The following is an 11,267-nucleotide window of genomic DNA, read 5'->3' as shown; positions in this document are numbered from 1 at the left end:
ATGTGTACACCAAAGTCTACACCTTTTACTTCTTTAACAGCATCTACCATAGATAGGCGACGCCATTGTGGAGTTAGATCAATGTCTTGTCCTTGATATTGAATATGTGTTGTGCCCAGTACTTCTTGCGCGATATGAGCAATCATATTCTCTGTTAAGCTCATGATATCTTTGTAATCTGCATATGCTTCATACAATTCAATCATCGTAAATTCAGGGTTATGACGGGTTGATGTTCCTTCATTACGGTATACGCGTCCGATTTCGTATACTTTCTCCAAACCACCTACGATCAAGCGTTTCAGATGAAGCTCAATAGCAATACGCATATATAGTTCCATATCTAGCGCATTATGGTGAGTAATGAAAGGCTTAGCCGCCGCTCCACCAGCGATAGAATGTAGTGTAGGTGTTTCTACTTCCAAGTAGCCTAGTGAATCCAAATAACGACGCATCGATTGGATAATGCGGGAACGAGTAATAAATGATTGTTGTACTTCTGGATTCACGATCAAATCCACATAGCGTTGACGGTAACGCAATTCAACGTCTTTTAGACCATGGTATTTTTCTGGCAATGGATAAAGTGATTTGGACAATACTTCTAGATCGCTTACTTTAATAGAAGTTTCGCCTGTTTTGGTTTTGAATACTTTACCTGTTACACCAACGATATCTCCAAGATCAAGAATAGAGAATGCTTGGTACTTCACTTCTGGCGTGCTGTCTTGACGAACATAGATCTGAATACGTCCGCTCAAATCTTGAATATGTGCAAAGCTTGCTTTACCCATACCACGTTTAGCCATAATACGTCCTGCTAAACTAACTGTGATACTTTTCTCTTCTAGCTCTTCTTTGGTCAAGCTATCGTATTTACTGATGACATCCGCTGCTGTAGAAGTACGTACATACTTTTGTCCAAACGGATCAATACCTAGACCACGTAATTCATCTAGTTTGTCTCTACGTATTTGTAGTAACTCGCTTATTTCGTTTTCATTATCCATCTCTTCTGGATTGGGGTTTACATTTTCTTCAGACATTGCTGAACTTCAACTCCTTCAAAGTAGTACCTGTTTGCTATATTTCATATCTTTCGTTCATCTTACATACATGCTATGAAATATACACTATGACTATAGTGTACCTGATTTGACAGTATTCATAAATCTATAAAACGATTTTACATGATAATATCTGCGCAACATTTGCGAAATGTCCATATATTATGTGTTCATTTCAAGAAAAAAGCTTCCCAAAGGAAGCTTTTTCATAGGATATAACATAAATACGATCTACTTATCTCAACATACATAAGGCAATCTTATTTTTTGATTTCAAGAATTTTGTACTGAATTACACCGCCAGCAGGAACGCTAACATCAACGGTTGTTCCTTTTTGCTTACCAAGAATAGCTTTACCTACAGGACTTTCATTTGAAATCTTATTCTGTGAAGGATTCGATTCAGCACTACCTACAATGGTATATTCCATTGTATCGCCAAATTCCATATCTTCTACGATTACAGTAGCACCAATACTTACGATATCCGTAACAATCTCATCGCTATTGATAATACGAGCGTTGCGTAGCAACTTTTCAAGTGTAATGATGCGTCCTTCGATAAATGCTTGTTCATTCTTAGCATCTTCATATTCGGAGTTCTCACTAATATCACCGTACCCGATAGCAACTTTAATTCGCTCTGCTACTTCACGTCGTTTTACAGATTTAAGCATTTCTAGCTCGTCTTCCAGCTTCTTCAGACCGTCCTGTGTTAAAATGACTTCTTTGTCGCTCATCTCAACCGATTCTCCTGTCATGTGAATAATTTTCGCTCATCGCGCTTCGGGGTTTCTTGTCGAAATGATGATTGGATTAGGGATTCCCCAAAGAGGCTTAATTACTGTATCTAAACCTTTAGTTCAGGCAAATTTATACTGAAAAAGTATATGGGAATGATTACGAAATGTCAATAAAAAGGCAGGAACAGTATCAAACCCTGTATCCTGCCTTAATTATTCCTATCCATTGCGTAGATTTAGATACTGCAAACTTGCTCTACTTCTTCTAATTCGTTCCCCGGAGAACTTAGTTCGCCTTGAGGTAATCCTTCTAGGAAATTGTGCAAAATCTGTACCATTTCATCACGTTTAACTTCTTCCATGATTGAGTCTTTGATTTTGGCTGATCCTTTTATTCCTTTTAGATACCAGGAAAGGTGTTTACGCATTTCTCGAACTGCCACATGCTCGCCTTTGAGATTAATCAAACGATCCATATGCAAAATAGCTATTCTGATTTTCTCTTCTGCTGTAGGCTCGGATAGCAATTGTCCTGTTTTTAAAAATTCAATCGTACGATATAACATCCACGGATTACCTAGTGCACCGCGTCCAATCATAACTCCATCGCAACCAGTTGTATCTAACATACGCTTGGCATCTTCAGGAGTAACAACATCCCCATTCCCGATAACAGGAATAGAGACTGCTTCTTTGGCTTGTTTGATATAAGACCAGTCTGCTTGTCCTGTATATAGTTGCTGACGTGTACGACCATGAACACTGACTGCTTTACCGCCTGCGTCTGCTACAGCTTTGACATTATCGACCACAAAAATATGATCGCTATCCCAACCGATACGCATTTTCACTGTAACGGGCTTGCTTACATTAGCTACGACAGCGGCTACCATTTCATTGATCTTGTTCGGATCAAGTAACCACTTCGCTCCTGCATCGCTTTTATTGATTTTGGGCGCAGGGCATCCCATATTAATATCTATAATGTCTGCATTAGTATCTTGATCGACCACTTTGGCTGCGGCAACTAGCGATTCACGATCTCCACCAAAAATTTGCAAACTTAATGGCTTCTCACGCTCGTCGACAAATAACATTTCGTGTGTGCGCTTGTTACCGTTCAAAATAGCTTTATCACTGACCATCTCAGCACAGACTAGACCTGTACCAAATTCTTTGGCTATCAAACGAAAAGCAGGGTTACATACTCCAGCCATAGGCGCGAGTACGACCTGATTTTTCATTTCTATATCACCGATCTTTAACATTTGGGTTCACTCCTTGTATCTCTATCCATGGTTTACGATCAAAACAAGCGACTGATTCCCTGTATCAAAAAGCAGATTGTATGATCTGCGGTTTATTTTAATTTTGAACTATAAGGGCATCGTAAAAGCTTTGACATAATGAATCCCTTGTTGTTCGGCTTCAATATCACTTAATGATTGCTGAATCGACTGAAATAACTCGGGATGGTGATCAGACGATACTAATTCTGCTAACGGAACCAGTACAAAAGCTCGTTCATGCATTCGTGGATGAGGTAATTCTAAACGTTCGGTATGCAGTTGTTGATTGTCCATCCATAACAAATCCAGATCTACTGTACGTGGTCCCCAGCGAATATCTCGTACCCGACCTAACTTATTTTCTACATCCAACATACTCATTAATAATGATTCTGGTTCTAATGTTGTACGTAACATCAATACCATATTGAGAAAAGAAGGTTGATCGATATATCCAACAGGAGCAGTCTCGTACAGACCTGAGCAATGAACAATCTCTATATCGGAATGATCATTCAGCATCTGTATAGCTTCTGTTAAGGTCTGCTCACGATCGCCCAAATTAGCGCCTAAAGCAATATAAGCCTCTGAGTATTCAGAGGGAACAGATGACTTCATGACAGATTCTCACTTTCGTGTACGCCGCAATTCCACAGTAACGCCTTGAAAATGAATATCAAATGGTGGATGAGGCTTGGTTACTCTTACCGTTAGTGCATGTACATCAGTATAAGCGTCCAATAAAGAGGATGCAATATATTCTGCTAGAGCTTCAATCAATTTAAATGATTGCTGTTCTACTACCTGTTTTACTTTTTCATGAATTTCAGCATAGTTGATCGTGTTGCTAAGATCATCGGTCTGACCTGCTGTTGATAGATCCATTTCTAATTCTAAGTCGACATAGAAACGTTGACCTAATTTACGTTCTTCTTCAAAAACACCATGATACCCGTAATACTCCATACGTGTCAGAATCATTTTATCCATAACGGCATACTCCTTCTATATATAAATTATAAATTTCTAGTTCTTATGATGTCGAGTAGACTGTACCATCGCATCACACATTACTGCCATTCGTTTATTCTGCTTAATATCATGCACACGAATAATCTGACAGCCTTGAGCAATTCCAAAAGCAGTTGTAGCTGTCGTTCCTTCTACTACATCATGAGCAGGTAGATCCAAAACAGTTCGAATAAATTTTTTGCGTGAAGTTCCTAATAATAACGGATACCCTAGTGAAGATAACTGATCAAGCTCCATCATTAGCTGTAAATTATGATCTGCTGTTTTGGCAAATCCAATACCTGGATCTAAAATAATATGCTCTGCTTGTACTCCTGCTTGTAGCGCTTGATCGATACAGTCTTGAAGATCATGACGTACATCTGAAACAAAATTCGTATAATCCATATTATCTCGATTGTGCATCAAAATAATCGGGCACTGTGCAGAAGCTGCCACTTGTAACATTAAAGGATCGGCTTGTCCGCCCCATACATCGTTAATGATATGAGCGCCTGCTTGTAATGCTTGTCTGGCGACTTCTGCTTTGTACGTATCAATCGATAATGGAATATGAGGAGCTTCCCGTTGCAAAGCTTCAATAATCGGAAGTACACGTTCTAATTCTTGCTCAGCAGATACAGGATCATGCCCCGGACGAGTAGATTCTCCGCCAATATCAATCAGATCTGCTCCATCTTGCATCATTTGCAAAGCATGTTCAACAGCACGATCGATTAATGTATATTGTCCACCATCGGAAAAAGAATCCGGCGTAACATTCAAAATGCCCATCATTAATGTTGAATCTCCAAGTGTTACAGTAGCGGAACCCATATTGTATGTTCTTGTGTAGCGAATAGGCTGTTTCACTGCTGATAAGCCTCCTTCTGGTAAGCATAAGCTAATTGGAAAGTCATAGAGTTGGAAAGAAGCTCAGGAAGCTGATATGTTGCTGTATGTGCTAACAATTGCTTAACAGGTACTATTTCTTGAATAGAATTCGTTAAAAACACTTCATCTGCTTCTAGTAACTGCTCCCATGTATAATAACCTTCATGCACTGTTATTCCAGCAGACTCTGCTAATTGAATCACAAAAGCACGCGTAATACCCGGTAATATCCCTGTATCTATAGCAGGTGTGTATAATTGTTGATTTTTCACAAAAAAAACATTACTCACAATGCCTTCTGCTATATATTGTTCTTTAGTCAGCATCAATCCTTCTACAGCAGTAGTAGGGTGATCTTGATACTGTATTAATTCGCGCTTACCCAAAATGCTATTCATATAATGGAGTGATTTGAGACGAATATCGCCTTCTGGTGTGTTCCGTAAGGTGTGTAAGCGACGCAATGACTTGCTATGAGTATATAAATGATCTGCAAGCGAAATAGAATCAAAGCGAGCTGGAGGTAGCGACTTGGCATAGATTACGATAGTAGGCTGTTCATATTCTCCTGAAGGCAGACCTAATATATCGGTTCCTGCTGTAACCGTATAACGAATATAAGCATCTGATAATTGGTTAGCGATCATTAATTGCTGAATCTCTTCAGATATATCGTTGACTGACTGATTCCAGATGATTCCTAAGGACTGGCAACTTGTCGATAATCTTAATAGATGTTGTTCTAATAAAAACGGCTGGCCATTATACGTACGAAACGTCTCAAACAATCCCATTCCATACAAAAAGCCGTGATCCATGACAGAGACCACGGCTTGATCTGTAGCAGTAATGTGCCCATTTAAAGATACATAGTTCATACGGTTGGTGCTTTATCTACTTTACGACTCAAAAAGCTACGCAACATCTCATGTCCATGATCCGTTACAATCGATTCTGGATGGAATTGTACACCTTCGACTGCATACTCTTTGTGACGCAGACCCATAATCTCGCCTTCAGCCGTCTCAGCCGTAATTTCTAGACAATCAGGTAAACTTTCACGCTCAACAATCAACGAATGATAACGGGTCGCTGTAAATGGAGAAGGTAAATTTTCAAAAACAGATGCTTTGTCATGCAGGATAGGCGAAGTCTTACCATGCATTAATCGCTCAGCACGAATCACATTACCACCAAATGCTTGACCGATCGCTTGATGACCGAGACAAACGCCAAAGATCGGAATATCGCCTTTGAAATTTTCAATAACGTCTAACGTAATACCAGCTTCTGTTGGTGTACATGGACCCGGGGATAATAAAATATGATCTGGTGCCATTGCACGAATACCTGCCATATCAATCTCATCATTGCGACGAACGACTACCTCTTCACCCAATTCGCCTAAATATTGTACAAGGTTGTACGTAAATGAATCGTAGTTATCTATTACAAGTATCATAATATCCTCCCTTTCTCTGCTTGCACTTGATCATGTTGTTCACTTAACATCACTGCTCTAGCGATCGCTCTAGACTTGTTAAAACATTCGCGATATTCACGATAAGGTTCAGAATCGATCACTACACCAGCTCCTGCTTGCATATAAGCTATATTGTCTTTGACCGTTAATGTTCTAATAATAATATTTAATTCCATATTACCATTATAGTCAATCCAGCCCATCGAACCGGTATATGCACCACGACGTGTCTGTTCTAACTCTTCGATGATTTCCATCGTACGCACTTTCGGTGCACCTGTAATCGTTCCACCGGGAAATACAGCGGCTATTACATCGTATACATCTTTGGAATCCGCTAATTCTCCTTCAACTCCAGATACTAAATGCATCACATGCGAATACCGTTCGATCGTCATCAATTCAGGCACACGTACTGTTCCATATTTGGCGATTCGTCCTAGATCATTACGTTGAAGATCGACGAGCATAATATGTTCTGCACGTTCTTTCTCATTAGATAAAAGATCATCTTCCATCGCTTGATCTTCGATATCTGTTGTTCCTCTACGCCTTGTACCCGCTATCGGTCGTGCAGACACTTTGCCATCTACTACACGCACTAACAGTTCAGGCGAAGCAGATACTAAATGAAAATCAGGTGTACGCAACAATCCCATGTACGGAGAAGGATTGGTTAAACGTAACCATTCGTATACCGATTCAGGTGTTGAAGTTAACGGTCGCTGACTGCGTAACGATAAATTGACTTGAAATACATCACCCTGACGGATATACTCCTGAATCGTCTGTACTGCTTTTTCAAATTGAACTTGAGCAAATCCGGTCTCAAATCCATACCCATCTGTACGTGAATTGGTTAATGCTATAGGATGTTCAGCCAAAAATTGCTTGCGTGCTAATGTAGAGGATAGCTGTGATTGCTGGATGATCTGCTGCCACTCCTCAGCCATTTGCATCGCGCATGTAGCCGCATGATCATAATCTCGTTGATAATCTGTATGTTCATTTATCGATGTATGCACACAGCAGTATAATTGCTTTTCCAAATGATCGATTACCCATACTTGATTGAACTTCATCCATAGATAATCTGGCATTCCAAGATCATTGCTCAAATGATCTGGTAATTTTTCTAAAGAACGAGCTACATCATAGCTAAGAAAACCAACGCATCCGCCTGTAAAAGGTGGTACTTCTGCTAATCTAGGTGCACGATCAGTAGACATCCATGTTCGTAGTATATCTAAAGGCTTGCCTGTATACGATGCACCAGCGATATATTCAGGCTGTGCTTGTTGCCACGATAATATAGGAGTGGTGCTTGTTGCATTTCGAATATGCGCTTGTCCATCTTGACCACTAAGAATAGAGATAGGAGAAAGTCCAAGATAACTGTATCTACCGCTTTTTCCATTTTCCAATATAAATGAATATGGCATCTGTTCTTGCCATAATTGTTCCCAACTATCAGGTAATAGCTGATCTTGCAAAGGAATCTGCACGATATAAGGCAACTGTGTATATCCTGCTGCTTGCCAGTCTGTCCATTGTTGAAATGATGTATATACTTTGGTCAATCGATCTTCCTCCAACCTCATGATCTATTCGTTGTCGTTAGTATACTAAAGCGTAGATCGAATGAGAAGATGCGAGAAATAAAAAAGCTTCTATCCCTATGCCATATAGACAAGGGTAGAAGCTTTTATTACATATTAATTGAGCCTATAACATAATGATCAATAGATCACTTAATTCCAATAAGGAAACATCAGTACATCTAGCAACACTATTTTATATCATGATGTTATTAGGATTAAGATTCAAAGTTGTATAATGGCGTACTAAGATAACGCTCACCATTACTTGCAATGATCACAACGACACGTTTACCTGTACCTAATTCTTTTGCTACTTGTAGAGCGGCTTTGATCGCTGCACCTGAAGAAATACCTGTAAGAATTCCTTCTTCTTTGGCTACACGACGAGCCCATTCAAATGCTTCTTCATTTTCAACATGAATAATCTCATCGTAAATATTTTGGTTCAAAATCTCAGGAATAAAGTTAGCACCGATCCCTTGAATTTTGTGAGGCCCTGGTTGTCCACCTGCCAAAATAGGAGAAGCCGCAGGTTCTACAGCATAAATTTTGATCTCTGGGAAAGATTGTTTTAACACTTCACCTGCTCCAGAAATAGTACCGCCTGTACCGATACCTGCTACAAAAGCATCTAAAGTTCCACCGATAGAACCGATTGCTTCTACAATTTCAGGACCTGTTGTTTCGCGGTGAATTTTAACGTTTGCTTTATTTTTAAATTGCTCTGCAATAAAGTAATCTGGATTTTCACTCAAAATCGTTTCTGCTTTTTTGACAGCTCCATTCATACCTTCTGATCCTGGAGTAAGAACCAATTCCGCTCCATATGCACGAAGCAAATTACGACGTTCAATACTCATTGTCTCAGGCATTACAATTACACATTTATATCCTTTAGCAGCAGCAACCATAGCCAGACCAATCCCTGTGTTACCACTGGTTGCTTCAACGATCGTACCACCAGGTTTGAGTAAACCTTGTTTTTCCGCTTCTTCTACGATGCTGATTGCAATTCGATCTTTGACACTGGAACCCGGATTCTGATATTCAAGCTTCAGATAAATATCTGCGCTTCCTTCAGGAACGATACTATTCAACTTAACTAGTGGTGTTCCTCCGATAAGTTCTGTAATGTTATTGACGACTTTTGCCATGCCTATAGCCCTCCTTCAAATGATTGAACGTAGCCGCGAATATAAACTCTATTCTATATGTCTAATCTACGCTATTCCGAGTAAAATAGTAGGTTTTAATATACTTTTATATTATCAATCTGTCACAGCGTTGTCAATCTAGCATTTCGCAAAAATCACATGAAATAGATCAGATAGAGCAAATATTTTTACTCTGCTACAGATAAAATATACGCATTGTATTTTTCTCTTAATTGTTGCTCGATTTCTGTTAGCGGTTTGGCTTGCCCAAGTGCAATTTTGCGTCTTGCTGTTTCCCGGCTTAACGTCTGCTCGGACGAAGGCGCAGGACGAATATCGGTGACTTGTACAATTGCATAATGACCTGTACTCAGCGCAATCGGCCCGACAATATCACCTACTTGCATATCTTGAATCGCTTTTAACAATTCAGGCGGTTGAAAAGGATCATCTTGATCTATCCATCCAAGTGCTCCACCTTGTGGAGCTGAAAATGTATCTACAGACATCGACTGTGCTACTGCCGAAAATACTTCCCCTTGATCGATACGTTCAATCGCCTGTTGCGCAGACGATTCATTGTCTAATTCAATCCATGACAAATCAAATTGATGTTTGGTCATCGATTGCTTGTATTGCTTCAAGTACGCATCTACTTCTGCATCAGTAATGTTGATATCTGCTGTAGCGATCTTTTCCAATTCAATCTGATATTCCGATTCTTGTCTCAGATCATCTGCACTCAATCCAAATTGAGTATTCATTTCCTGATAAAAGTCTGCTGGTGAAGAATATCCGCTAATACGCTCTGCTAGATCATCTTGAATCTCTTCTTCACTGACTGCAATATGGCGTGCTTGTACTTCTAGCTTAACCGCTTGATGATTAAGCATTTGTGTCAAAATTTCTTTGCCATATCTTCTTTTTAATTCATTTACCCATTCTTGTTCACTAATTGACTCATTACCTACCATCGCTACTGTCGAAGAGCTAGAATGTTGAACTGCCCGGATGACCCAAAAGGCACCGAGCAGCATAATAATTACAGATAATAAGACCAAGACGGCTGTCCATACAGGTGATCTGCCTCTAGTCATATATTTAAAATTCCTTAACTTTTAGCTTCAGCAAGAATAGATTCCAGATCTTGACGATTGAATAAATGCTTTTCACCACAGAAATGACATACCACTTCTGCTTGTCCATCTTCTTCAATCAATTGTGTTAATTCATATTCACCCAGACTCATCAAGGTCTGTTCTACACGTTTGCGAGAACAAGGGCAATAGAAGCGTACATCCGATGTTTCCATTACTTCTGCATCAGGTACAACACGGCGTAACAGTTCTTCCAGTTCTAATCCTTCTGCTAAAAGAGTCGTTACCGGTGGCAATGAACCTATAGATTGTTCGATTTGATCAATCTCAGCATCAGTAAGACCTGGCAACAATTGAATAATAAATCCACCTGCTACAATCACAGAATTGTCGGTATCGACCAATACGCCTATTCCTACAGCAGAAGGAGTCTGTTCAGACTTGGCGAAATAGTACGTAAAATCTTCGCCAAGTTCTCCTGAAATAATCGGCACGCTTCCGCGGTACGGATCTTTAAGCCCTAAATCTTTGATCACATATACAAATCCTTCTGTACCTACCGCACCAGCTACATCTAATTTCCCCATTGCATTACTTGGCAAATGTACATGTGGATTATCGACATATCCGCGCACTTCGCCTTTAGCATTAGCATCCGCTACGATCTGTCCAAGAGGTCCGTCGCCTTTTACTTGTAACGTTAATTTTTCTTCTCCTTTAAGCATTGCACCCATCATTGCTGCTGTTGTTAGGGTACGACCCATAGCTGCTGTTGCTGTAGGCCATGTATCATGATGTTGACGTGCTTCTTCGACCAAATGAGTAGAACGAATAGCAAATGCACGTACTTTGCCACCTAATGCTATACCACGGACCAAAAGATCCGGTTTTGTGTGATTTTGATTTTCCATTTGTAATGGCTCCCCTC

The 11,267-nt window shown here is 39.9% G+C and carries 12 protein-coding genes (1 of these 12 only partly in view); all 12 read right to left on the bottom strand.

Annotated features, from left to right (window positions below; all coding sequences use genetic code 11):
* Window positions 1-1,046, bottom strand: the 5' portion of a protein-coding gene (gene lysS / locus QE450_RS20545; protein ID WP_273614341.1) for a lysine--tRNA ligase. 487 nt of this gene lie to the left of the window's left edge; only the first 1,046 of its 1,533 coding nucleotides appear in the window; the start codon lies at window positions 1,044-1,046; its stop codon lies off the left edge, out of view.
* A gap of 281 nt (window positions 1,047-1,327) precedes the next feature.
* On the bottom strand, window positions 1,328-1,807 hold the full coding sequence (gene greA, locus QE450_RS20540) for a transcription elongation factor GreA (protein WP_204827326.1): 480 nt from the start codon (window positions 1,805-1,807) through the stop codon (window positions 1,328-1,330).
* Window positions 1,808-2,046: 239 nt separating this feature from the next.
* Window positions 2,047-3,078 (bottom strand): tRNA dihydrouridine synthase DusB, encoded by a 1,032-nt coding sequence (gene dusB / locus QE450_RS20535; protein WP_204827325.1) that lies wholly within the window; start codon window positions 3,076-3,078, stop codon window positions 2,047-2,049.
* A gap of 108 nt (window positions 3,079-3,186) precedes the next feature.
* Window positions 3,187-3,717 carry a 2-amino-4-hydroxy-6-hydroxymethyldihydropteridine diphosphokinase gene (folK, locus tag QE450_RS20530; RefSeq protein WP_273614340.1) on the bottom strand — a complete coding sequence of 177 codons (531 nt, stop codon included), beginning with the start codon at window positions 3,715-3,717 and terminating at the stop codon, window positions 3,187-3,189.
* 9 nt (window positions 3,718-3,726) lie between these two features.
* The gene (gene folB / locus QE450_RS20525; protein WP_307301750.1) at window positions 3,727-4,089 is read right to left on the bottom strand and encodes a dihydroneopterin aldolase; all 363 of its coding nucleotides are present in this window, start codon (window positions 4,087-4,089) and stop codon (window positions 3,727-3,729) included.
* Between the two features lie 36 nt (window positions 4,090-4,125).
* Window positions 4,126-4,983 (bottom strand): dihydropteroate synthase, encoded by an 858-nt coding sequence (folP, locus tag QE450_RS20520; protein WP_373462012.1) that lies wholly within the window; start codon window positions 4,981-4,983, stop codon window positions 4,126-4,128.
* Complete coding sequence (gene pabC / locus QE450_RS20515; RefSeq protein ID WP_307301748.1) at window positions 4,980-5,882, bottom strand: aminodeoxychorismate lyase; 903 nt, start codon at window positions 5,880-5,882, stop codon at window positions 4,980-4,982. Before pabC ends, folP begins: the two co-directional genes overlap by 4 nt.
* Complete coding sequence (gene pabA, locus QE450_RS20510; RefSeq protein WP_273614337.1) at window positions 5,879-6,466, bottom strand: aminodeoxychorismate/anthranilate synthase component II; 588 nt, start codon at window positions 6,464-6,466, stop codon at window positions 5,879-5,881. Before pabA ends, pabC begins: the two co-directional genes overlap by 4 nt.
* Window positions 6,463-8,067 (bottom strand): anthranilate synthase component I family protein, encoded by a 1,605-nt coding sequence (locus tag QE450_RS20505; protein ID WP_307301745.1) that lies wholly within the window; start codon window positions 8,065-8,067, stop codon window positions 6,463-6,465. The genes pabA and QE450_RS20505 overlap by 4 nt, the downstream gene beginning before the upstream one ends.
* A 236-nt stretch (window positions 8,068-8,303) precedes the next feature.
* Window positions 8,304-9,242, bottom strand: coding sequence for a cysteine synthase A (cysK, locus tag QE450_RS20500; protein WP_204827319.1), 939 nt, complete (start codon window positions 9,240-9,242; stop codon window positions 8,304-8,306).
* Window positions 9,243-9,430: 188 nt separating this feature from the next.
* The gene (locus QE450_RS20495; protein WP_307301742.1) at window positions 9,431-10,339 is read right to left on the bottom strand and encodes a peptidylprolyl isomerase; all 909 of its coding nucleotides are present in this window, start codon (window positions 10,337-10,339) and stop codon (window positions 9,431-9,433) included.
* Between the two features lie 14 nt (window positions 10,340-10,353).
* The gene (gene hslO, locus QE450_RS20490) at window positions 10,354-11,250 is read right to left on the bottom strand and encodes an Hsp33 family molecular chaperone HslO (protein ID WP_307301740.1); all 897 of its coding nucleotides are present in this window, start codon (window positions 11,248-11,250) and stop codon (window positions 10,354-10,356) included.
* Window positions 11,251-11,267 lie beyond the last annotated feature (17 nt).

Source organism: Paenibacillus sp. SORGH_AS_0306 (genome assembly GCF_030819345.1).
Classification (GTDB): Bacteria; Bacillota; Bacilli; order Paenibacillales; family Paenibacillaceae; genus Saccharibacillus; species Saccharibacillus kyungheensis.
This window is presented reverse-complemented; position numbering and strand designations above follow the sequence as displayed.

Coding starts and splice junctions, on each gene's coding strand:
- folB (WP_307301750.1), bottom strand. CDS start 4,089: ATGGATAAAATGATTCTGACACGTATGGAGTATTACGGGTATCATGGT.
- folK (WP_273614340.1), bottom strand. CDS start 3,717: ATGAAGTCATCTGTTCCCTCTGAATACTCAGAGGCTTATATTGCTTTA.
- cysK (WP_204827319.1), bottom strand. CDS start 9,242: ATGGCAAAAGTCGTCAATAACATTACAGAACTTATCGGAGGAACACCA.
- pabC (WP_307301748.1), bottom strand. CDS start 5,882: ATGAACTATGTATCTTTAAATGGGCACATTACTGCTACAGATCAAGCC.
- greA (WP_204827326.1), bottom strand. CDS start 1,807: ATGAGCGACAAAGAAGTCATTTTAACACAGGACGGTCTGAAGAAGCTG.
- dusB (WP_204827325.1), bottom strand. CDS start 3,078: ATGTTAAAGATCGGTGATATAGAAATGAAAAATCAGGTCGTACTCGCG.
- pabA (WP_273614337.1), bottom strand. CDS start 6,466: ATGATACTTGTAATAGATAACTACGATTCATTTACGTACAACCTTGTA.
- QE450_RS20495 (WP_307301742.1), bottom strand. CDS start 10,339: ATGACTAGAGGCAGATCACCTGTATGGACAGCCGTCTTGGTCTTATTA.
- hslO (WP_307301740.1), bottom strand. CDS start 11,250: ATGGAAAATCAAAATCACACAAAACCGGATCTTTTGGTCCGTGGTATA.